This is a genomic window from Variovorax sp. V93, assembly GCF_041154485.1.
Classification (GTDB): Bacteria; Pseudomonadota; Gammaproteobacteria; order Burkholderiales; family Burkholderiaceae_C; genus Variovorax; species Variovorax beijingensis_A.
Genome location: NZ_AP028669.1, coordinates 2,436,139 through 2,457,452, shown reverse-complemented (window position 1 = coordinate 2,457,452; position 21,314 = coordinate 2,436,139). Strand labels below are relative to the sequence as shown.

Here is a 21,314-nt window from a genome sequence, read left to right as displayed (position 1 = left end):
TTTCGCATCGAGGGCAGCCCGGTTTACCGCGCTGCCCTTTTTTTCTTTCCCAAGACCGACGTTCGTTTCCACCCTGTGAATCAGCCCACTCCCGCGATCGTTGCCCAGAGCGCCGTGCGCCGGCTGCCGCGCCTGGCACTGCTGCTGCTGTGTGCCGCCTATCTCCTGCCGGGCCTGTTGGGGCGCGGCCCCTGGAAGAGCGCCGACATCACCTCCTTCGGCTACATGGCCGAACTGGCGCGCAACACCGAAGGCATCGCCCGCTGGTTCGATCCCCTGCTGCTGGGCCTGCGCCCTGAAACGCCGGCGCTGCTTCCCTACTGGATCGGCGCCTGGGCCATCAAGATCGCGCCATCCTGGGTGAACCCCGACCTGGCGGTGCGCATCGCCTTCGCGCTGCTGCTCTGGGGCACCTTCACCGCCACCTGGTACGCCGTCTACTACCTCGCGCGCACTTCGCGGGCCCAGCCGGTGGCCTTCGCCTTCGGAGGCGAAGCACGGCCCACCGACTACGCCCGCGCCATTGCCGATGGCGGACTGCTGGCGCTGATCGCCTGCCTGGGCCTGGCCCAGCTGGGCCATGAAACCACGCCGGCGCTGGCGCAGCTGTATTTCGCGTCGCATCTGTTCTACGGCGTGGCGGCACTGCCCTACCGCCGCGTCGGCCCGGTCATCGCATTGCTGGTCGGCACCATCGGCATGACCTTGAGTGGCGGTCCAACCGTCGGCCTGGCGCTGGCGGTGGGCAGCGCGCTGTTCATCGCCTACGAGCGGCGCACCGCCGGCGCCGCCTCCGACGAAAGCCCCGGCTATACCCGGGGCGCGCTGGCCACGATGATCGCGGCCGCGCTGGCGGCCGCCGCACTGGCGCTCGGGCTGGGCCTTTTGCAATGGAAGATCCAGTTGCCGGGCCATCATCCGAGCAGCACCTCGGCGCTGAGCGACGTGCGCAGCCAGGCCAAGCTGCTGGTGTGGTTCACCTGGCCGGTCTGGCCGCTCGCGATCTGGACGCTGTGGCGCTGGCGCCGCCAGCTCACGGCGCGCCATGTGGCGCTGCCGTTCTGGTTTGCACTGGTGCCGCTGGCCGCGACCTGGACCACCGACTATTCCGACCGTTCGCTGCTGCTGGCGCTGCCCGCACTCGCCACGCTGGCGGCCTTTGCCCTGCCCACCTTCCGGCGCAGCGCGGCGGCGCTGATCGACTGGTTCAACGTGCTGTTCTTCAGCGGGCTGGCGGTGCTGGGATGGATCTACTGGATCGCGATGCAGACCGGCGTGCCGCCCAAGCCGGCGGCCAGCGTGGCGCGGCTGGTGCCGGGGTTCGTGCCGGAGTTCTCGGCCATCCCGTTCGTCCTGGCGCTGGCCGCCACCATCACCTGGTGCTGGGTGGTGCGCTGGCGCACCGGGCGCCACCGCGCGGCGCTCTGGAAAACGCTGGTGCTGCCGGCCGGCGGCACCGCGCTGTGCTGGATGCTGCTGATGACGCTGTGGCTGCCTCCCATCGACTATGCGCGCAGCTATGCCCCCCAGGTGCGGGCGGTGGCCGAGCGCGTCGGGCAGCCGAGCTGCATTGCCGAGCTTGCGCTGAGCCGCGCGCACATCGCGGCGCTGCGGCACCACGGCCAGTTCAACCTGCAACCGCTGCTGCTCGGCACCGATTGCCCCTGGCTGCTGGTCAGCCCTGAAACCATCGAGCGGCTGCACACCATCATTCGCCTGGAGCACTGGCGTTTCAGCGGCACGCTGCGCCGGCCCAGCAGCGCGACCGACGACCTGCTGCTCTACCAGAAGATCGCGCCCTAGCAAGTGAGCGGCGAACGAGGCCTGATTGCGCGGCACGCCGGCACGGTGCTGGTGGGCCAGCTGGCCGTGATGGCGTTCGGCGTGACCGACACCATCGTGGCCGGCCGCTATTCGGAGAACGCGCTCGCCGCGCTCTCTGTGGGCGCGGCCGTCTTCATCAGCGTGTTCGTCTCGCTGATGGGCGTGCTGCAGGCGCTGCTGCCGGTCTGGGCGGAACTGCACGGCGCGGACCGTAGAAGCGAAGTCGGCCGCTCGGTGCGGCAGTCGCTCTACCTGGCTGCCATCGCCATTGCCGTCGGCATGGCCGTGCTGCTGCTGCCCGGTGCGGTGCTGCGCTGGACCCAGGTGCCGCCCGCGATGCGCGGCGAGGTGGAAACCTATCTTGGGGTGCTCGCCTTCGCATTGCCACCGGCCCTGCTGTTCCGCCTGTTCAGCACCCTGAACCAGAGCCTGGGCAAGCCGCAGGTCGTGACCTGGCTCCAGCTGGGCTCGCTGTGCGTGAAACTGCCACTGTCGATCTGGTTCGCCTTCGGCGGCGCGGGCCTGCCGGCCATGGGCCTGGTGGGCTGCGCCTGGGCCACGCTGTGCGTGAACTGGGCCATGCTGGCCTGCGCCGTGTGGCTGCTGCGCAGCAGCACCTTCTACCGCGACTATCGGCTCTGGGAACGCATCGAAGCGCCCGACTGGCGCCAGATCCGCCAGTTCGCGAGCCTGGGCATTCCCGGCGGCCTGGCCGTGCTGGTGGAAGTGACTTCGTTCACCCTGATGGCGCTGTTCATTGCGCGCCTGGGCACGGCCGCGGCGGCCGCGCACCAGATCGCCTCGAACCTGCTGGCGGTGGCCTACATGGTGCCGCTCTCGCTGGCCATTGCCACCAGCGCGCGCGTGAGCTTCTGGCTCGGCGCCGGAAAGGCCGCCAAGGCTCGCCGCGCCTGCCGCATGGGCTTCGAGCTCACCGCCCTTTGCGCGCTGTTCTTCGCGGGCGCCATGGTGGCGCTGCGCTTCAGGCTGGCCCACGTGTATTCCGACAACCCGGCCGTCATCGCAGTGGCCGCGGCGCTGCTGCTGGTGGTGGCGGCTTATCACTTTGCCGATGCGCTGCAGACGCTGTGCGTGTTCGTGCTGCGCAGCTACCGCGTCACGCTGGTGCCGCTGGTCGTCTATTGCACGCTGCTCTGGGGAGTGGGCCTGGGTGGCAGCTACCTGCTGGCCTACCGCGGGCTGGGGCCCTGGCCTGCGATGCAGTCGCCGCTCGCCTTCTGGCTCATGAGCGCCGGAGCGCTCGCAGTCACGGCCCTGCTGTTCGGCGCGCTGCTGCGCTGGACGATGCGCCGCTCACTTCGCTAGCAGCCGCGCTTCCCGCACACGGGTTGCCGGGAACACCAGCGCGAAACGCGAGCCCTTGCCCACCGTGCTCTGGATCCGCAGTTCAGCGCCATGCCGCTGCGCGATGTGCTTCACGATGGCCAGGCCCAGGCCGGTGCCGCCGGTTTCGCGGGAGCGGCTGCGATCGATGCGATAGAAGCGTTCGGTCAAGCGTGGAATGTGCTCGGCGGCAATGCCGGGGCCGGTGTCGCGCACCGCGTATTCGCCGCGCCCGTCGGGCAGCAGCCGCCAGCTCACCGCCACCTCGCCGCCGCCGGGCGTATAGCGGATGGCGTTGCTCAGCAGGTTCGACATGGCGCTTTGCAGTTCGGTCGGCGCGCCCGAAATCTCGGATTCAGCCTCGATCGTGAAGGAAAGGCGGTGGCCCTGCGGCGTGAGCCGGCCCGACAGGCCCCGTCCCTCGTCTTCGCACTGCGCGAGCAGCGCGCGGATGCGGATCCACTGGTTGCCCGAAGGCGCGGCGCTGCCCTCGAGCCGCGAGAGCGTCAACAGGTCGTTGACCAGGGTTTCCATCCGATGCGACTGCTGGCTCATGAGCGAGAGATAGCGCGCACGCTCGTCCGCATCGAGCGGCAGGTTCTGCAGGGTTTCCACGAAGCCCGCCAGCACGGTGAGCGGGGTCCGGATCTCGTGCGAAACGTTGGCGACGAAGTCGCGCCGCATGGCTTCGGCCTGCTCGACCGCCGTGATGTCGCGCGTCAGCAGCATGCGGCGGTTGCCCGCATAGGGATGCACCTGCACCGACAGGCGCACCGGATGGCTGCGCTGGTGCCCCTGCCCCGGGCCGGAAGCATCGATGACCACGTCGCGGCTGTAGTTCCACGAGGCCAGGTAGGCCACGAAGGCGGGGTCGCGGACCAGGTTCGCAAGATGCTGCAGCAGATCCCGCTCGGCGTCGATGCCGAACTGGCTGGCCGCCGTCTGGTTGCACCACTCGATGCGGCCCTGTTCGTCGAGCAAGATCACGCCGTTGGGCGACGCCTGGATGGCGGCCAGGAATTCCTGCAGGCGGTCCTCGGCCTGGCGGGTCTGCTGTTCGCGGTCGCGCAGCAGCTTGCGGATGCGTTCAGAAAGTTCGCCCCAGACACCGGCGCCGCGGGTCGGCAGGCCCGCCGCATTGTTGCGCAGCACCTTGAGCAGGCGCTCGGCGCGCCACGCGTCGAGCGCGAGCCACAACACCGCGCCCAGCCAGGCGCCCAGCCATCCGAATTTCCAGCCGAAAATGGCTGCAGCGCCCGCTCCCATTAGGAGGGACGCTATTAGAAATGTAGCGATACGGAAAGGCATGGCGGGCGATTATCCGCGCCCGCGGCCCGTGAAAGCAGCGGGGCTCAAACCGTGACTTGGGCCGTCAGGCGATAACCGGCGCCGCGCACCGTCTCGACCATGGGCGAGGCGGCGCCCAGCGATTCGCGCAGGCGCTTGACGTGCACGTCGACCGTGCGCTCCTCGATGTAGACGTGGTCGCCCCAGACCTTGTCGAGCAGTTGCGCACGGCTGTGCACGCGCTCGGCATGCTGCATCAGGTAGGCCAGCAGCTTGAATTCGGTCGGCCCCACCTTGAGCGCATTGCCCTGCCAGGTGACGCGGTGCGTGGCGGTGTCGAGTGCGAGCTCGCCGATCTCCACGCGTTCGGTCACCACTTCGGGCGCGCGGCGGCGCAGCACGGCGCGGATGCGCGCGAGCATTTCCTGCGTCGAGAATGGCTTGGTGATGTAGTCGTCGGCACCTGCGTCGAGGCCGGCCACCTTGTCGGGCTCGTCGCCGCGCGCGGTGAGCATCAGGATCGGGATGGCCTTGGTGCGCGGGTCCTTGCGCCATTGGCGCGCGAGCTGCAGGCCGCTCTGTCCGGGCAGCATCCAGTCGAGCAGGATCAGGTCCGGCAGGAAGGCGTCGATCTCGCGTTGTGCCGCCGCGCCGTCTTCCGACCAGATCGGCTCGAAGCCGTTGTGGCGCAGGTTGACGGCGATCAGCTCGGCGATCGAGGACTCGTCTTCGACGATCAGGACTCGGGGTTTCTTCATGCTTTCTTGGGAGACTTGGGCTCGCTCTGTTACTGCAGCGCCGATTCGATCTCTTGCATCGAAGTGTGCCGCACATCGGCGCCCTTGACGATGTAGATGATGAATTCGGCGATGTTCTTGGCGTGGTCGCCGATGCGTTCGATGGCCTTGGCCAGGAACAGCAGGTCGAGGCTGGCCGAGATCGTGCGCGGGTCTTCCATCATGTAGGTGACCAGCTTGCGCACGAAGCCGTCGAACTCCTTGTCGATCAGGTCGTCGTCCTTCAGGATCGACAGCGCCGCGGCCGTGTCCAGGCGCGCGAACGCGTCGAGCGCGGTGCGCAGCAGGCCCGAGGCCAGGTCGGCGGCGATGCGCAGCTCGTTCGAGGGCAGCGCGCGGGCCGAGCCGCTCTCGATGATCGACTTGACCATGCGCGCGATCTTGTTGGCCTCGTCGCCGACGCGCTCCAGGTTGGCCGTGGTCTTGGAGATGGCGATCAGGAGGCGCAGGTCGCGCGCGGTCGGCTGGCGCCTCGCGATGATCGACGACAGCTCGCGGTCGATCTCGATCTCCATGGCATTGACGCGCGTCTCGGTTTCCATCACGCGGTCGGCAGCGTCGGGATCGAACTGCAGCAGTGCGTACACCGCCTGGTGGATCTGCGCCTCGACCATGCCGCCGAGTTCCATCACGCGCGACGAGACGCCGTTGAGTTCGCTGTCGAACTGGCTGGAGAGATGTTTTTCAGTCATGTGTGCCTCCTTGGCATCAGCCGAAACGGCCGGTAATGTAGTCCTCGGTCTCCTTGCGCTGCGGCTTGAAGAACATCTGTTCCGTCGCGCCGAACTCGATCAGGTCGCCCAGGTACATGTAGGCGGTGTAGTCGCTGCAGCGTGCAGCCTGCTGCATGTTGTGCGTCACGATGACCACGGTGTACTCGTTTTTGAGCTCGGCGATCAACTCTTCGATCTTTGCGGTCGAGATCGGGTCGAGCGCAGAGCACGGTTCGTCGAGCAGCAGCACTTCAGGCTTGATGGCAATGCCGCGTGCGATGCACAGGCGCTGCTGCTGGCCGCCCGAAAGGCCCGAGCCGCTTTGCTGCAGCTTGTCGCGCACTTCGGTCCAGAGCGCCGCCTTCTTGAGCGCCCACTCGACGCGGTCGTCCATCTCGCTCGCACTGAGATTTTCGAACAGCTTCACGCCGAAGGCGATGTTGTCGTAGATCGACATCGGGAACGGCGTGGGCTTCTGGAACACCATGCCGACCTTGGCGCGGATCAGTGCCACGTCCTGCTTGGAGGTGAGCAGGTTCTCGCCGTCCAGGGCGATGGTGCCCTCGGCGCGCTGCTCGGGGTAGAGCTCGAACATGCGGTTGAAGGTGCGCAGCAGGGTCGACTTGCCGCAGCCCGACGGGCCGATGAAGGCCGTCACCTTGTTCTCGGGGATCTCGAGGTTGATGCCCTTGAGCGCATGGAACTTGCCATAGTAGAAGTTCAGGTCCTTGACCGAGATCTTCGAGCGCGACGGTTGTGCGACGGTGTTTGGCATGGTTGCTACTTCTTCTTGAATCAGAGTTTGTTGCGCGTGAGGACCCGCGCCAGGATGTTGAGGGCGAGCACGGCCACGGTGATCAGGAACACGCCGGCCCAGGCCAGCTGTTGCCAGTTTTCGTACGGGCTCATCGCGAACTTGAAGATCGTCACCGGCAGGCTGGCCATCGGCTGGCTGATGTCGGCGGTCCAGAACTGGTTGTTGAGCGCGGTGAAGAGCAGCGGCGCGGTTTCGCCCGCGATGCGCGCCACGGCCAGCAGCACGCCTGTGACCACACCGGCGCGCGCGGCGCGCAGCGTGATGCTCAAAATGACCTTCCACTTCGGCGTGCCGAGCGCATAGGCCGCTTCGCGCAGCCCCGGCGGCACCAGCTGCAGCATGTTCTCGGTGGTGCGGATGACCACCGGAATCACGATCAGCGCAAGCGACAGCGCACCCGCCAGGCCCGAGAAGGTCTTGAAGTAGGCCACCACCACGGCATAGACGAACAGGCCGATCACGATCGACGGCGCCGACAGCAGGATGTCGTTGACGAAGCGCGTCACCGACGACAGCCAGCCCTTGGGGTTGTACTCCGCCAGGTAGATGCCGGCCATGATGCCGATCGGCGTGCCCACGAAGGTCGCGAGCATCACCATCACGAACGAACCGAAGATCGCGTTGGCAATGCCGCCCGCCTCGTTCGGCGGCGGCGTCATCTCGGTGAAGGTGGCAAGCGCCAGGCCGCCCAGGCCCAGGCGCAGGGTTTCCCACAGGATCCAGATGAGCCAGAACACGCCGAACACCATCGCCGCGAGCGACAGCGTGAGCGCGATCTTGTTGACGCGGTTGCGCGCGGCAAACTTGGCCTGGCGCGTTTCGGCGAGCGCCTTCGCATTCAGCAGGTTTTGAGCCGTGCTCATGACTTGGTTCCTTCGCTCTTCTTCATCTGGGCCAGGAGCACCTTCGACAGCGTCAGCACGACGAAGGTGATGAAGAACAGCACCAGGCCGAGATACATCAGCGCGGCCTGGTGCAGGCCCGCGCCGGCTTCGGCAAATTCGTTGGCAAGTGCCGAGGTGATGCTGTTGGCCGCCTCGAACACGGAAAGCGAGTTGAGCTGGTTCATGTTGCCGATCACGAAGGTGACCGCCATCGTCTCGCCCAGCGCGCGCCCCAGCCCGAGCATGATGCCGCCGATCACGCCGGCCTTGGTGTAGGGCAGCACGACCTTCGACACCACTTCCCAGGTGGTGGAGCCCAGGCCGTAGGCCGACTCCTTGAGCAGCGGCGGCGTCACTTCGAACACGTCGCGCATCACCGAGGCGATGAACGGAATGATCATGATTGCGAGAATGATGCCGGCCGAGAGAATGCCGATGCCCACGGGCGGGCCCGATACCAGCGCGCCAAGGTACGGCACGCCGGCCAGCAGCTTCTGCAGCGGCTGCTGGACCCAGGTGGAAAGGATCGGGCCGAACACCAGCAGGCCCCACATGCCGTACACGATCGATGGCACGGCGGCGAGCAGTTCGATGGCCGTGCCCAGCGGGCGCTTGAGCCAGCTGGGCGAGAGCTCGGTCAGGAACAGCGCGATGCCGAAGCTCACCGGCACCGCGATCACCAGCGCGATGACCGAGGTGGCCAGCGTGCCGTAGATCATGACCAGGCCGCCGTACTCGTTCTGCACCGGGTCCCAGACGCTGCTGGTCAGAAAGCCGAGGCCGTACTTCGAGATGGCGGGCCATGCGCCGGCAATCAGCGACAGCAGGATGCCGATCAGCATCGCGAGCGTGAGCAGCGCGGCGCCCTTGGCGGCCCAGCCGAACAGGCGGTCGGCCATCGGGCCCGAACGCGGCGCCTTGGCGGGCGGTGGTGCGGTGACGCGGCCGCGTTCGGCCGCGAGGTCGAGCGAGGATGCGGAGGCAGGATAGGTGGATGACACGGGTCGCTCCGGCAATGACGAAAGCGGCGCATCCTCGAGCGAAGTGCTGCTCATGGCTGCGCCGTCCTGGGCTTGAGGGGGTTGCTTACTTGAACGCGACCGGCTTGCCCGATGCGTCCTTGACTTCGCCCCATGCCTTGGCGATCGTGGCCTTCACGCCGTCGGGCATCGGCACGTAGTCGAGCTCATCGGCCGTCTTGTCGCCGCCCTTGTAGGCCCAGTCGAAGAACTTGAGCACGGTCGTGGCGTTGGCGGGCTTGTCCTGCACCTTGTGCATCAGGATGAAGGTGGCGCCGGTGATGGGCCACGCGCCCTTGTCGGCCTGGTTGGTCAGCACCTGGTAGAAGCTCTTGTTCCAGTCGGCGGCGGCAGCGGCGGCCTTGAAGGCGCTGTCGTCCGGCGAGACGAAGTTGCCGGCCGCGTTCTGCAGCTGGGCGTAGGTCATTTTGTTCTGCTTGACGTAGGCGTACTCGACGTAGCCGATCGAGTTGGGCAGGCGGTTCACGAAAGCGGCGACGCCTTCGTTGCCCTTGCCGCCCGCGCCGGTGGGCCAGTTCACGGCCGTGCCTTCGCCGACCTTGGTCTTCCACTCGGCGTTGACCTTGCTCAGGTAGTTGGTGAACAGGAAGCTGGTGCCCGAGCCGTCGGCGCGGCGAACCGGTGCAATGGCGGCGTCAGGCAGGGCCAGCGAACCATTGAGCGCCTTGATGGCGGGGTCGTTCCACTTGGTGATCTTGCCCAGGTAGATGTCGCCCAGGACCTGGCCGTTGAGCTTCAGCTCGCCGGGCTTGATGCCGGGAATGTTCACCACGGGAATCACGCCGCCGATGACGGTGGGGAACTGCATCAGGCCCTTGGCCTGGAGCTCGTCGTCCTTGAGGGGCGCATCGGAAGCGCCGAAATCGACCGTCTTGGCTTCGATCTGCTTGAGGCCGGCGCCCGAGCCGACCGACTGGTAGTTGATCTTGACGCCGGTGGCCTTGTTGAAATCGGAGGCCCACTTGGCATACAGCGGTGCCGGGAAGCTGGCGCCGGCGCCGGTCACGTCTTGTGCGAAGGCGGGAACCTGGGCGAAGACCGCGGCCACGAGGCCGGCAGCTGCAAATTTGAAAGTCGTTTTCATGGAGGCTTCCTTTTAGAAGTAAGAAGTAGTCCCTTTCGGGCTTGGAACGGACTCTAGAAAGCTTGTGTGACATCGGTGTGACACCCCGCTGTCGAGGGAAAATGCCGCTCTTTCCCCTTCGGATCGTGTGACGCTGTCACACAACCGTCATGCGCCGCACCTAGCCTTGCGAACCTCGCCACCGGCGATTCGGAAGGCCGCGCGCCCGCCACGGCGCTACGATCGAAGCCACCCGCCTTCTTCCACGACAACTACATGCAAAACGGCACCCGCCTCGCCGCCGTCGATCTCGGCTCGAACAGCTTCAGGCTCGAAATCGGACAGGTCGACCACGGCCAGATCCACCGCACCGAGTACCTGAAGGAAACGGTGCGCCAGGGCAACGGCCTGGACAGCGCCCGCAACCTCACGGCCGAGGCCATGCAGCGGGGTTGGGACGCGCTTGCCCGCTTTGGCGAGCGGCTGGCCGGTTTCAAGCGCTCGCAGGTGCGCGCCGTCGCCACCCAGACACTGCGCGAGGCACGCAACCGCGAAGAATTCCTGCTGCGCGCGCGCACCATCCTGGGCTTCGGCATCGACGTGATCCCGGGCCGGGAAGAAGCCCGCCTCATCTACCAGGGCGTGGCGCACATGCTGCCCCACACCGACGCCTCCGACCGCGAGCGCCGCCTGGTGGTGGACATCGGCGGGCGCTCCACCGAAATGATCATCGGCCGCGCGCTCGACGCCGAACTGATGGAGTCCTACCGCGTGGGCAGCGTTGCCTGGTCGATGAAGCACTTTGGGGAAGGCCTCTTCACCCAGAACGCCTTCCGCGCTGCCGAGGTGGCCGCCAAGGCGGTGCTCGACGACGCACTGTCCAGCTACACCCGCGACCAGTGGGACGTGGCCTATGGCGCCTCCGGCACCATCGGTGCCGTCGGCGACGTGCTGGCCGCGGCGGGCGGCGAGCCGGGGCTCATCACCCGCGACGGCCTCGACTGGCTGGTCGACCGCCTCCTGAAGGCCGGCAGCACCGACAAGCTGCGCATCGACGGCATGCGCGAAGACCGCAAGCCTGTCATCGGCGGCGGCGTGAGCGTGCTGCGCGCGGTGTTCGACCTGCTCGACATCGAGGAAATGAGGGTGGCCCAGGGTGCGCTGCGCCACGGCGTGCTCTATGAGCTGCTGGAGCGCGACGAGAGCGTGGCCGACATGCGCACCGCCACCGTGGCGCGGCTGGCGAGCCGGTTCGCAGTCGATGCGGCGCAGGCCAGGCGGGTGGGCGAAACCGCGGCCGCCCTGTTCGTGCAGCTCACTCCGGCGGCGCGCGGCGGCAGCCCCGGCAGCCGTTCCGGGCGGGCGCTGCGCAAGCTCGGCTGGGCAGCGCAGCTGCACGAGATCGGCACGCTGGTCTCGCACAGCGACTATCACAAGCACGGCGCCTACATCCTCGACAACACCGACGCCCCCGGCTTTGCCGTCAATGAACTGCATGCGCTCGGCCAGCTGGTGCTGGGCCAGCGCGGAAAGCTGCGCAAGCTCGACGCCGCGCTCGAGGACGAGACCTTCGTGATGCAGCTGCTGTCGCTGCGCCTGTCGGTGATCCTGTGCCATGCGCGCCGCGATCCCGATCCGCGGGCGCTGCACCTTGCGGCACTGGGCGCCAGGGCCTTCACGATCGCCTGCGCGCCCGACTGGGCCGAGGCCTATCCGCAGTCCGCGCACCTGCTGCGCGAGGAAGTGCTGGCCTGGCAGAAGACCAGCAGCTGGCGCGTGGAGCTCAGCGGGGCCTGAGCCGCCTCACTTCGCGTCGAGGCCGGCGGTGCGGGTGCTTTCCGCAGGCAGCAGGCGCGGCTGGTCGCCCCCGAACATGCCGGCATAGGCGGGCTGCACGACCCGGTCCAGCCCCTGCTTCAGCCCCCCATGGGCCACCGCGGTGTCCTTGAGCAGGCCGTCGTAGCTGAAATAGGTGGGCTCGCTCACGTCGGCGGTATGGGCCGTCTGGTGCACGACGGACTGCCGCTCGTCCCTGAGCAGTTGCTCCACCGAAATGAAGGGCTTGAAGCTCGAGGTCGCGTCGGCCGCGCCGTACGCCGTGGTGATCCGCAGGATCAATGTGCTGTAGCCGGGCGTGGGCTGGAGCTCCGGCACCTTCATCTCGCTGGCCGGTCCGGTGGCGCGCATGAAAGGCGTCAGCTTCACTTCGCGGCCGCTCTCGCGCAGGCGCGCCGCCAACTGCTCCGCGAACTGCCGGTTGAGCGTCATGGCCGCGCCGCTGTTCTTCACCGCGGCCGTGAATTCCTTGCTGCGCTGATCGGTCCGGGCGGCCATGGTCATGCGGCTGTTGGTGTCGATGCTCAGGGCCAGCAGTGCGCCGATGGGTCCCAGGAGCAGCCCGGCAAAGCCCGTGAGTCCCGAACCGCCGCCATCGGTGACGATCAGCTGGTCTTCCTCGTTGTAGATCAGCTCGACCTTCGCGGCCGAACGGGTGGCGGCATCCTGGCGCGCCTGCAGCGCGGGTTTGGACGCTTCGGCCGCGCACCCCGCCAGGAGGGCGGTGGCGACGAGCAGGGACGTCAGCTTCTGCAACGACATGCCCGCGTCCAGGCGCAGCAGATCCATGAAGCTTCTTGGCAGCGGGTTGAGCAGTTTCATGCGTATTCCCCAGTGGTATGGCCGATGTGAAGCCACTGTAGGAATCGCGCCGCCCGCGCACATGAGCGGTGCGCACTTTCTCCAGGGAGACAAGCGCCCCGCCACCTCTGCCCGCGGCCATGACAAAGCGCCTGCGCGCCGGCCCCCGGATGCGGCTATCCGGGCCGTTTCACCTGGCGTGGAAGCTGGCGGTCCGGGTGGTTTCCGAACCGGCGAGGCGCGGCGGCCCGTCTTCGCCGAACATGCCGGCATAGGCAGGCTGGACGATCCGGGCAAGGCCTTGCCGCAGGCCGTCCTGCGCCCTGGCCGGGTCCTGCAGCAGGCCGTCGTACGCCAGGTAGGCCGGCTCCTCCAGGTCGGAGGTATGGGTGGTCTGGTGGAGAACGGCCTGCTGCTCGTCCCGCAGCAACTGCTCGATTGCCACGAAGGGCTTGAAGCTCGACGTCATGTCGGGTGCCCCGTAGGTCGTGGTGACCCGCACGAGCAAGGTGCTGTAGCCCGGGGTGGGTTCGAATCCAGGCGCCTTCATCTGGGCGAGCTCGCCGTCCATGCGCGCGGCGGGTGTCAGCTTCACTTCGCGGCCGCCGGCCCGCAGGCGCGCCGCCAGTTGCTCCGCGAACTGCCTGTTGAGAGGCATCGCGCCGCTGCTTTTCACGACGGCCGTGAACTCCTTGCTGCGCCGCTCGATGCGGCTGGCCAGCGTCATCCGGGTGCCGACCTCGACGCCAAGGGCCACCAGCGTGCCGACAGGGCCGAAAACCCCGGCCCAGCCCATGATCGCGGACCCACCGCCATCCATCACGGACAGCTGGTCCGGCTCGTTGTAGACGAGTTCGATCTTCGTGATCGACCGGGTCGCATCGTGGCGAACTTGCGGCGCCGGCTCGGGCGCGCTCGTCGCGCAGCCGGCCAGCAGGGCCGCAGAGATCAGCAGCGAAACAAGCGTCCTCACGGAGGCGTGAACGTAAGCCATAGTTTCAATTTGCATCTAAATGCATCAGATGCAACTATTGTGCCTACAAACCGCTATCGCACCCCATCGGATTTCGTCAATTAGTTTACAGATCCGGGCAGATTTTCAGCCTGCGGATCGCCCGTCAGAGCAGCTCGGGCGACTGCACAGTCACCACGACGGTCTGCACGTCGCCGTCGCGTTCGCGCGTACGGATCCACCAGAGCGAACCCTTGCGCACCGGACAGCTGTCCTGCTTCAGGCCGAGAAGCAGCGAGATCGCCTGCCCCACCGAAGGCTGGTGCCCGACCATCAGCACCACCGACTTGCCGTTGGGCCAGCCGGCCGCGGCCAGCATGGCCTCGGCGGTGGTGTCGGGGGCGAGTTCGGCGCGCAGTTTGTATTTGCGGCCGAGCGCGAGCGCGGTCTGCTCGCAGCGCCGCGCGGGGCTGCAGATGATGCGCGTGCCATCCGGCAACTGCCGGTCGAGCCAGCTGGCCATGCGCTTGGCCTGCTTCTCGCCGCGCGCGGTCAGGGAACGCTGCAGGTCGTCGCAGCCTTCGGTCCAGTCCTCGGCTTCGGCATGGCGCCAGAAGATCAAGTCCATGGTTGTCGTCTTTCGGTCGTCAGTTGCTGGGTGCATCGGGGTGATGGCCTCGCGATGCATACCGGTTCATGAGTGCAGCCTGGGCACCGTGCGCCTCGATGGCGCGCGACGCGCCCGCCTCGGCGGCATGGGTGTCGTGGTCGACGCGCGTGTAGATGCCGTCGCCGCCCAGGTCCCAGGCGTCGCGGCCGTCGTGCAGGTAGGCGACCAGGCATTCGTCGATCAGGCGCTGGCGAAGGCTGGGGTCGGTCACCGGCCAGGCCAGCTCGATGCGCCGCATCATGTTGCGGTTCATCCAGTCGGCGCTCGACAGGTAGAGCGACTCGTCCTCGCCATTGCGGAAGTAGAAGACGCGCGAGTGCTCGAGAAAACGCCCGATCACCGAGCGCACGCGGATGTTGTCGGTGAGCCCCGGCACCTGCGCGGGCAGCGTGCAGGCGCCGCGCACGATGAGGTCGATCTTCACGCCGTTCTGGCCGGCGCGCATCAGCGCGGCCACCAGGGCATCGTCGGTCAGCGCATTCATCTTGGCAACGATGCGGGTCGGCTCGCCGGTGGCGGCGGCCAGGCTCAGCGCGTCGATCTGCGCGATGAGGTTCCGGTGCAGGTCGAACGGCGCGAGCCACATGCGGTTGAGCTTGGGCAGGCGGCTCTGGCTTGCCAGGTGCACGAACACGGCTTCCATGTCCGCCGTGAGCAGCGGGTCGGCCGTCAGGTGGCTGATGTCGGTGTAGAGCCTGGCGGTGCGCGGGTTGTAGTTGCCGGTGGACAGGTGGCCGTAGCGGCGCATCTGCTTGCCCTCGCGGCGCGTCACCAGCAGCATCTTGGCGTGCGTCTTCAGGCCCACCACGCCATACACCACCTGCGCGCCGATCGACTCGAGCATTTCGGCCCAGTTGATGTTGGCCTCTTCGTCGAAGCGGGCCTTGAGCTCCACCACCACCGTCACTTCCTTGCCGCGGCGCACGGCTTCGCGCAGCAGGTCCATCAGCTCCGAATCGGTGCCCGTGCGGTAGATGGTCTGCTTGATGGCCAGCACCTGCGGATCCTGCACGGCCTCGCGCAGGAATGCGAGCACGCCGTCGAAGCTCTCGAAGGGCTGGTGGATCAGCACGTCGCCATGCTGCAGCCGCTCGAAGAACGACTGCGCCGGCGACAGCGTGACCGGGTAGGAGGCCGAGTACGGCGGAAACAGCAGCTGCGGCTCCTCCAGCAGATCGATCAGCTGGGTCAGGCGGGCCAGGTTGACGGGGCCGTGCACCCGGTAGAGCGCCTGCGCCGGCAGGTTGAATTGCGCCAGCAGGAAACTCGCGAGCGACTCCGCGCAACTGGCCGACACCTCGAGCCGCACGGCCTGTCCGTAGTGCCGGTGCTGCAGCCCCTGGCGCAATGCGGTGCGCAGGTTCTTGACGTCTTCCTCGTCCACCGCCAGGTCGGAATGCCGCGTGACGCGGAACTGCGAGAAATCGCCCACCTCGCGCCCCGGGAACATGCTCGAAAGATGGGCGCGCACCACGCTCGACAGCGCCACGAACAGCGTCTTGCCGTCCGACACCTTGGCCGGCATGCGGATCACGCGCGGCAGCACGCGCGGCACCTTCACGATCTGGATCGGGTTCTCCCGCCCAAAGGCGTCCTTGCCGCCGAGCCGCACGATGAAGTTGAGCGACTTGTTGGCCACCTGCGGAAACGGGTGCGCCGGGTCCAGCCCGACCGGGATCAGCAGCGGGCGCACTTCGCGCTCGAAATATTCGCTGACCCACTTGCGCTGCGCCGGATTGCGTTCGCCGTGCGAAATGATGTGGATGCCGTGCTTGGCGAAGGTCGGCATCAGATCGTCGTTGTAGAGCGCGTACTGGCGCGCCACCAGCGCATGGGCGGCCTCGGCAAGGCGCTCGAACGATTCGATCGTGTAGGCGCCCTTCTGGTCGCCGGCACTGCTGGCAATCAGGTGCGGCGCGGCGCGCACTTCGAAGAATTCGTCGAGATTCGATGAAACGATGCAAAGGTAGCGAAGACGCTCGACCAGCGGCACTTCAGGCCTGCGGGCCCAGTCGAGCACGCGCTCGTTGAACGACAGGATGCTGTGATCGCGGTCGAGCAGCGTGAGGGCCGTTGCCGCGACCGCGGGCGTGCGGTCAGCGGGAGCAGGTTGCATGGGCACTGATTCTGGAGCAAGCGGCACGGGAGCACATGTAGGCTGAAATATGACAGTGTCACCCTCGTTTGTGACGTTTTCGTGACCGCCGTGTGACGCCTGCGGGCCGCCCTTGGGCAGCCCCGTGCCGAGCGAAGGGGCGGACGGCCCGGCACCGGGCCGGGCGGCCGCTGGCTTCATGCGCCGAGAAAGTGCTTGCGGTAGCGCGGCGGCAGGTCGTCGATGCGCATCAGCATCGGCAGGTCCGCCGTGTTGAAGTCCGGGTCCCAGGCCGGCGCGCCCAGCACCTTGGCACCCAGGCGCAGGTAGCCCTTGATGAGCGCGGGAGGCTCGACGTCGAGCGCACCGTCGAGCCGCTCCACCGGCAGCGGCAGGCGCGGCTGCACCTGGTACTGGATCGGCGCCATGTGGCTGGCCGACAGCTGCCGCCAGATGCTGGCGGCCGCGTCGCCGCTGGTCACGCCGTTGTGCGACATCGGAATGCTCGCGCAGCCGATCATGGTGTCGAGCTTGTTGCTGTGCATGAAGCCAGCGAGCGCACCCCACAGCGCGAGGATCACGCCGCCCTGCCGGTGGTCGGGGTGCACGCAGCTGCGGCCCAGCTCGACCATGCGCTCGCGCAGGTCGCGCAGGCGGGTCAGGTCGAACTCGGTGTCGCTGTAGGTGCTGCCCACGCGCCGGGCCTGGGCCGGCGTGAGCACGCGGTAGGTGCCGATCACCTGCCCGGTGCGTTCTTCGCGCACCAGCAGGTGCTCGCAGAAGTCGTCGAACAAATCGATGTCGTGGCCGGCCAGCGGCGTGCTCACGCGGGCGCCCATTTCGCCGACGAACACCTCATGGCGCAGGCGCTGCGCGGCGCGCACGTCGTCCAGGTGGCGGGCCCAGCTCACGGTGATGCCTTGCCTGGCGTCGATGACGACCGGCGGCACCGCAACGGCAGCGGGCACCGACGCGGGCGCGGCTGCAGGGACGGGCCACAGGGCGGCGCGCAGTCCGAGCTGCGACAGCGGGAACGTCGGGTTGGGCAGTTCTTTCATGGGGACCCTTTCTGCTGAAGGAGTCTCGGCACCCGCAGTGAAACGGGTATGTCAGCGCTATTGCAGTTGCATGACGGTGTTACCGCGTGTTTTGGGGCTTCCTGGATGTCTAATGCGGTGGGTCCGCGACATGGAGTTTTCTCAATGGCCACAGCCGCAAGCAGCAATTTCGACAACCGCCTTCACCAGACCTTTCCTGTCCTGAGCGATACCGAAATCGCGCGCATCGCGCACTTCGGAACCGTGCAGCGCTTCGCCCGCGGGGAACGGCTGTTCACCGCCGGCGAAACCGGCCCCGGCATGTTCGTCCTGCTCAAGGGCGTGGTGGCGGTCACGCAGCGCGACGGGCTCGGGCACGTGGTGCCGATCGTGCGCCAGGGCCCCGGCGAGTTCCTTGCCGAAGTCGGCCAGCTGAGCGGCCGCCCTGCCCTGGTCGACGGCCATGCCGAGGAAGAGGTGGAAGCGCTGATCGTGCCGCCCGCGCAACTGCGCGCGTTGCTGGTGGCAGAAGCCGACCTGGGCGAGCGCATCACCCGCGCGCTGATCCTGCGGCGCGTGGCGCTGATCGAATCCGGCGCCAGCGGGCCGGTGCTGATCGGCCGGCCGGAGTCGCCCGACATGGCGCGCCTGGAGAATTTCCTGCGCCGCAACGGGCATCCCTACCACCTGGTCGACGCGGCCGAAGATCCCGGCGCCGCCGCGCTGCTGGAGCAGTACGGCACCTGCAAGCTGCTTGCCGTGTGCCCCGACGGCTCGGTGCTGGTCAACCCTGCCGAAGAGGCGCTGGCCCGCTGCCTGGGCATGGTCGACACCGCGGAGCACAACGAACTGTTCGACGTGGCGGTGGTTGGGGCCGGCCCCGCCGGCCTCGCGACCGCGGTGTATGCGGCCTCCGAAGGGCTGCGCGTGATCGTGCTCGACTGCCGCGCCTTCGGCGGCCAGGCCGGGGCGAGTGCGCGCATCGAGAACTACCTTGGTTTTCCCACCGGCATCTCGGGCCAGGCGCTCGCGGGCCGGGCCTTCGTGCAGGCCCAGAAGTTCGGCGTCGAGATGCTGATTCCGGCCAAGGTGATGTCCCTGGACTGCTCGCGCGACAACCCCATGGGCGCCCTGCGCATCGCGCTGGCCGACGGCCGCGCCATCAACGCGCGCACAGTGGTGATTGCAAGCGGCGCACGCTACCGGCGGCCCGACGTGCCGAGGCTGTCGGAGTTCGAGGGCCGCGGCATCTGGTATTGGGCTTCGGCCATCGAGGCCAAGCTCTGCGCGCAGCAGGAGGTTGCGCTGGTCGGCGGCGGCAATTCGGCCGGACAGGCCGCGGTGTTCCTGTCGCGCCACGCGGCCAAGGTCAACGTGCTGGTGCGCGGCCCCTCGCTCGCGGCCAGCATGTCGCGCTACCTGATCGATCGCATCGAGGCCACGCCCAACATCGAACTGCACCCCCACACCCAGCTGGTGAAGCTCAACGGCGGTTCCGGCGAAGGACTGACGGGTGCAACCTGGCGCTGCCAGACCACGGGCAACGAGCACGACTGCGACGCGCGCAACATCTTCCTCTTCGTTGGCGCCGAGCCCGAGACAAGTTGGCTCGACGGCTGCGGCGTCTCGGTCGACAAGCATGGCTTCGTGCTGACGGGCGATGCCGCCAGCAGCGGCTTTCCGGCGCGGCCCTCCACTGCGCTCGAATCCAGCGTGCAGGGCGTCTTTGCCGTGGGCGACGTGCGCTCGGGTTCGGTCAAGCGCGTGGGCGGCGCCATCGGCGAAGGCGCGGCCGTGGTCGCGCTGATCCACCAGCACCTGTCGTCCAACTCGGCCGTTGCCTGAGCGTGCTCCGTCCGTAATTCCCGGCGCTGCACACGTGCGGATGGCCGCGTATATGCTGCCTGCCTCGCATCACAACCAACCCCAACACCGGAGCCCGCGACATGCCTGCATCGCCCATCGAGGTCTATTCCTGGCCCACGCCCAACGGCCACAAGATTCACATCATGCTGGAGGAGTGCGACCTGCCGTACAACGCCCGTCCGATCAACATCGGCAAGGGCGACCAGTTCGCGCCCGAGTTCCTGCAGATCAGCCCCAACAACAAGATCCCCGCCATCACCGACCCCGATGGTCCGGACGGCAAGCCGATCTCGCTGTTCGAATCGGGCGCCATCCTCGTCTATCTGGCCGGCAAGACCGGCAAACTGTTGCCCAGCACCGACCGCGAACGCTACGACGTCCTGCAGTGGCTCATGTTCCAGATGGGCAGCGTCGGCCCCATGCTCGGCCAGGCGCATCATTTCCGCATGTATGCCCCTGAAAAGATCGGCTACGCCATCGAGCGCTACAGCAACGAAGCCAAGCGCCTCTATGGCGTGATCGACAAGCAGCTGTCGAAGAACAAATTCATTGCCGGCAAGACCTATTCGATTGCCGACATCGCGATCTTCCCGTGGCTGCGCAGCTGGGAAAACCAGGGCATCACCCTCACCGACTACCCGCACCTGAAGGCCTGGTTCGACGGCATTGCCGCCCGCCCCGCCGTGCAGCGCGGCGTGAAAGTGCTGGCCGACCTGCGCCAGCCGATCACCGGCGACAAGGAGCGCGAGATCCTTTTCGGCAAGACCCAATACGAGAAACGCTGAGAGCCCCGATATCCGGGCTAGAATAGAAGGCTTGTCGGGGTGTAGCGCAGCCTGGTAGCGCATCTGGTTTGGGACCAGAGGGTCGAAGGTTCGAATCCTTTCGCCCCGACCAAGAAAAATACGAATGCCTGCAATGACTCACGTTGTTGCAGGCATCTTGTTTTTCAGCCCGCGCCAAAAACAACGCCTGCGGTGAATTCCTCGCGTACAGTCGAATTCAACATCATCACTGACCGGGGTTGGCCGTGTCCTACTACGAACTGAAGATTGGCAACCAGACGGGCCTGGTCCAGGTCACGCAGGATCTCGTCTCCCACACCGCCACCCTGTACTGGATGCCCCGCCGCCGCCCCTTGCGCGCCACGGAAGAGATCAATTCCACGCCGCTGGCGCAGCATCAGACCTACGGGCCCTCGGAAGCGCAGACGCTCGATCTGCTGCGCGCATGGGCCACAGAGAACTTCGAGCCGGTCGGCGATTTCGTCCAGATCTGAGCGCCCTGCGCGCCCCGGGCTCCAAGGTGGATGTGGGTAGAATCCGGGGCTCCGTTCGGCCCGGAATCTGCCCGTAGCTCAGTTGGATAGAGCACCTGCCTTCTAAGCAGGTTGTCGGGGGTTCGATCCCCTCCGGGCAGGCCAAAAAATCCTTCTAAATCAATGGCTTAGAAGAACAAAGTCCGACAAAATTCGTCGGACTTTGTGCTTTCTGTGGGACCTTACTGCCCCCGTGGTGCCCCCGAATATTCCGCTTTGTTCCCGAGTTTCCCGTTGTTATGCCCCCGTCATGCCCCCGCCATGCACGGACGAGAACGAGTGAAGCCGAGGGGGAGCAAAACTGAGCGTTGAGCGTGAAACCTTGTCAGTCAGCAGGAAACAGCGGTAAAGTTCACGACAAGTTGCACCTCCTTATCCACTTGGCTCGCAAGCCAAGCGGTGAAAACCAAACCGGCAAGTCGCTGGGTGGGGCCCGGGCGGAGACTGTGGCGAATCAGCAGATACATGAACTTCCGTCGGCGCATAGAGCGCCAGCCCTTGGGCCAGGAGGTCATTCCCGTCGTGGGGCAGAGGTCTGATCTGTAGGTACTTTAGAGACGGCCTAGGGAAGGAAGTAAAACCCGACCACGCACATCCACCATTTTTGGAGGGTGTACCGTGTCTGGTTCACTTCAAACTCAACTTACCTCATCCCTCATTGAGCGGCACCGCTTTTATGACGTCCCATTTCTTGCGGGCCTGCTCGGGGTTTCCGAGCAAACTGTCTACCAGGCGGCCGGAGGGTTCAAGAGGTTCCCGCTCCCTAAAGTGACACGCTTGGGCCGAACGCTCCGTTTCCTCGGCCTGCACATTCATCAATACATCGAAACGCACGCAGGCATCGAGGCCGCGACCACCTTTGGTGGTCTCGTGCCGAACGCCGCGCACGCCGTTCTGCCCCCTCCCCCTTCCCGTCGACGCGGGCGCCCCCGCAAGGCGGCGTCGACCAGCGCAGGGGGTGCAGCATGAA

The 21,314-nt window shown here is 66.9% G+C and carries 18 protein-coding genes and 2 tRNA genes; 8 read left to right on the top strand and 12 right to left on the bottom strand.

Translation table 11 applies throughout. The features are described from left to right. The first annotated feature begins 75 nt into the window (after positions 1 to 75). Positions 76 to 1,803, top strand: a complete 1,728-nt coding sequence (locus ACAM54_RS11630; RefSeq protein WP_025569354.1) for a hypothetical protein — start codon at positions 76 to 78, stop codon at positions 1,801 to 1,803. A 3-nt stretch (positions 1,804 to 1,806) separates the two neighbouring features. Then, a complete protein-coding gene (locus ACAM54_RS11625; protein WP_025569353.1) occupies positions 1,807 to 3,150 on the top strand; it encodes an MATE family efflux transporter in 1,344 nt (447 codons plus the stop codon). Here the strand turns inward: ACAM54_RS11625 and phoR are convergent. From phoR to pstS, 7 genes are all read right to left on the bottom strand, one after another. Continuing rightward, positions 3,139 to 4,434, bottom strand: coding sequence for a phosphate regulon sensor histidine kinase PhoR (phoR, locus tag ACAM54_RS11620; protein WP_049809346.1), 1,296 nt, complete (start codon positions 4,432 to 4,434; stop codon positions 3,139 to 3,141). The genes ACAM54_RS11625 and phoR overlap by 12 nt on opposite strands. 86 nt (positions 4,435 to 4,520) lie before the next feature. Then, complete coding sequence (phoB, locus tag ACAM54_RS11615) at positions 4,521 to 5,213, bottom strand: phosphate regulon transcriptional regulator PhoB (RefSeq protein WP_012747427.1); 693 nt, start codon at positions 5,211 to 5,213, stop codon at positions 4,521 to 4,523. 29 nt (positions 5,214 to 5,242) lie between these two features. Then, positions 5,243 to 5,944, bottom strand: a complete 702-nt coding sequence (phoU, locus tag ACAM54_RS11610) for a phosphate signaling complex protein PhoU (RefSeq protein ID WP_012747426.1) — start codon at positions 5,942 to 5,944, stop codon at positions 5,243 to 5,245. A 16-nt stretch (positions 5,945 to 5,960) separates the two neighbouring features. Continuing rightward, positions 5,961 to 6,740 (bottom strand): phosphate ABC transporter ATP-binding protein PstB, encoded by a 780-nt coding sequence (pstB, locus tag ACAM54_RS11605; protein WP_021007056.1) that lies wholly within the window; start codon positions 6,738 to 6,740, stop codon positions 5,961 to 5,963. 20 nt (positions 6,741 to 6,760) lie between these two features. Next, positions 6,761 to 7,645: a phosphate ABC transporter permease PstA gene (gene pstA / locus ACAM54_RS11600; RefSeq protein WP_192324476.1), complete on the bottom strand. Its 885-nt coding sequence runs from the start codon at positions 7,643 to 7,645 to the stop codon at positions 6,761 to 6,763. Continuing rightward, positions 7,642 to 8,721 carry a phosphate ABC transporter permease subunit PstC gene (gene pstC, locus ACAM54_RS11595; RefSeq protein ID WP_369650778.1) on the bottom strand — a complete coding sequence of 360 codons (1,080 nt, stop codon included), beginning with the start codon at positions 8,719 to 8,721 and terminating at the stop codon, positions 7,642 to 7,644. Before pstC ends, pstA begins: the two co-directional genes overlap by 4 nt. Before the next feature lie 31 nt (positions 8,722 to 8,752). Further along, positions 8,753 to 9,790, bottom strand: a complete 1,038-nt coding sequence (gene pstS / locus ACAM54_RS11590) for a phosphate ABC transporter substrate-binding protein PstS (protein ID WP_145743568.1) — start codon at positions 9,788 to 9,790, stop codon at positions 8,753 to 8,755. Positions 9,791 to 10,045: 255 nt separating this feature from the next. On the opposite strand from pstS, the gene ACAM54_RS11585 reads away from it, so the two are divergent. Continuing rightward, positions 10,046 to 11,566 carry an exopolyphosphatase gene (locus ACAM54_RS11585; RefSeq protein ID WP_369650777.1) on the top strand — a complete coding sequence of 507 codons (1,521 nt, stop codon included), beginning with the start codon at positions 10,046 to 10,048 and terminating at the stop codon, positions 11,564 to 11,566. A 6-nt stretch (positions 11,567 to 11,572) separates the two neighbouring features. Here the strand turns inward: ACAM54_RS11585 and ACAM54_RS11580 are convergent, their stop codons facing one another. From ACAM54_RS11580 to ACAM54_RS11560, 5 genes are all read right to left on the bottom strand, one after another. Further along, positions 11,573 to 12,427, bottom strand: coding sequence for a hypothetical protein (locus tag ACAM54_RS11580; protein WP_369650776.1), 855 nt, complete (start codon positions 12,425 to 12,427; stop codon positions 11,573 to 11,575). Positions 12,428 to 12,596: 169 nt separating this feature from the next. Next, positions 12,597 to 13,379: a hypothetical protein gene (locus ACAM54_RS11575; RefSeq protein WP_369650775.1), complete on the bottom strand. Its 783-nt coding sequence runs from the start codon at positions 13,377 to 13,379 to the stop codon at positions 12,597 to 12,599. A 145-nt stretch (positions 13,380 to 13,524) separates the two neighbouring features. Beyond that, a complete protein-coding gene (locus ACAM54_RS11570; protein ID WP_018906136.1) occupies positions 13,525 to 13,986 on the bottom strand; it encodes a histidine phosphatase family protein in 462 nt (153 codons plus the stop codon). 19 nt (positions 13,987 to 14,005) lie between these two features. Continuing rightward, the gene (gene ppk1 / locus ACAM54_RS11565; RefSeq protein WP_309933935.1) at positions 14,006 to 16,144 is read right to left on the bottom strand and encodes a polyphosphate kinase 1; all 2,139 of its coding nucleotides are present in this window, start codon (positions 16,142 to 16,144) and stop codon (positions 14,006 to 14,008) included. A 176-nt stretch (positions 16,145 to 16,320) separates the two neighbouring features. After that, entirely contained in the window at positions 16,321 to 17,181 is an 861-nt protein-coding gene (locus ACAM54_RS11560) for a GNAT family N-acetyltransferase (RefSeq protein ID WP_369650774.1), read from the bottom strand. Positions 17,182 to 17,325: 144 nt separating this feature from the next. Between ACAM54_RS11560 and ACAM54_RS11555 the strand changes: the two genes are divergently transcribed. From ACAM54_RS11555 to ACAM54_RS11535, 5 genes are all read left to right on the top strand, one after another. Beyond that, positions 17,326 to 19,005 carry an FAD-dependent oxidoreductase gene (locus ACAM54_RS11555; RefSeq protein WP_369650773.1) on the top strand — a complete coding sequence of 560 codons (1,680 nt, stop codon included), beginning with the start codon at positions 17,326 to 17,328 and terminating at the stop codon, positions 19,003 to 19,005. A 101-nt stretch (positions 19,006 to 19,106) separates the two neighbouring features. Continuing rightward, entirely contained in the window at positions 19,107 to 19,811 is a 705-nt protein-coding gene (locus ACAM54_RS11550; protein ID WP_369650772.1) for a glutathione binding-like protein, read from the top strand. 35 nt (positions 19,812 to 19,846) lie between these two features. Continuing rightward, positions 19,847 to 19,923 (top strand) — tRNA-Pro (locus tag ACAM54_RS11545). Between the two features lie 133 nt (positions 19,924 to 20,056). Then, positions 20,057 to 20,305: a hypothetical protein gene (locus ACAM54_RS11540; protein ID WP_192324466.1), complete on the top strand. Its 249-nt coding sequence runs from the start codon at positions 20,057 to 20,059 to the stop codon at positions 20,303 to 20,305. A gap of 67 nt (positions 20,306 to 20,372) precedes the next feature. Further along, a tRNA-Arg gene (locus ACAM54_RS11535) sits at positions 20,373 to 20,449 on the top strand. The last annotated feature ends 865 nt before the right edge of the window (positions 20,450 to 21,314 follow it).

Excerpts from the sequence above, each read along its gene's own strand:
- ACAM54_RS11570 (WP_018906136.1), bottom strand. The coding sequence starts at position 13,986 with ATGGACTTGATCTTCTGGCGCCATGCCGAAGCCGAGGACTGGACCGAA.
- ACAM54_RS11585 (WP_369650777.1), top strand. The coding sequence starts at position 10,046 with ATGCAAAACGGCACCCGCCTCGCCGCCGTCGATCTCGGCTCGAACAGC.
- phoU (WP_012747426.1), bottom strand. The coding sequence starts at position 5,944 with ATGACTGAAAAACATCTCTCCAGCCAGTTCGACAGCGAACTCAACGGC.
- ACAM54_RS11580 (WP_369650776.1), bottom strand. The coding sequence starts at position 12,427 with ATGAAACTGCTCAACCCGCTGCCAAGAAGCTTCATGGATCTGCTGCGC.
- pstC (WP_369650778.1), bottom strand. The coding sequence starts at position 8,721 with ATGAGCAGCACTTCGCTCGAGGATGCGCCGCTTTCGTCATTGCCGGAG.
- ACAM54_RS11555 (WP_369650773.1), top strand. The coding sequence starts at position 17,326 with ATGGCCACAGCCGCAAGCAGCAATTTCGACAACCGCCTTCACCAGACC.
- phoB (WP_012747427.1), bottom strand. The coding sequence starts at position 5,213 with ATGAAGAAACCCCGAGTCCTGATCGTCGAAGACGAGTCCTCGATCGCC.
- pstA (WP_192324476.1), bottom strand. The coding sequence starts at position 7,645 with ATGAGCACGGCTCAAAACCTGCTGAATGCGAAGGCGCTCGCCGAAACG.
- ppk1 (WP_309933935.1), bottom strand. The coding sequence starts at position 16,144 with ATGCAACCTGCTCCCGCTGACCGCACGCCCGCGGTCGCGGCAACGGCC.
- ACAM54_RS11550 (WP_369650772.1), top strand. The coding sequence starts at position 19,107 with ATGCCTGCATCGCCCATCGAGGTCTATTCCTGGCCCACGCCCAACGGC.
- pstS (WP_145743568.1), bottom strand. The coding sequence starts at position 9,790 with ATGAAAACGACTTTCAAATTTGCAGCTGCCGGCCTCGTGGCCGCGGTC.
- pstB (WP_021007056.1), bottom strand. The coding sequence starts at position 6,740 with ATGCCAAACACCGTCGCACAACCGTCGCGCTCGAAGATCTCGGTCAAG.
- ACAM54_RS11560 (WP_369650774.1), bottom strand. The coding sequence starts at position 17,181 with ATGAAAGAACTGCCCAACCCGACGTTCCCGCTGTCGCAGCTCGGACTG.
- phoR (WP_049809346.1), bottom strand. The coding sequence starts at position 4,434 with ATGGGAGCGGGCGCTGCAGCCATTTTCGGCTGGAAATTCGGATGGCTG.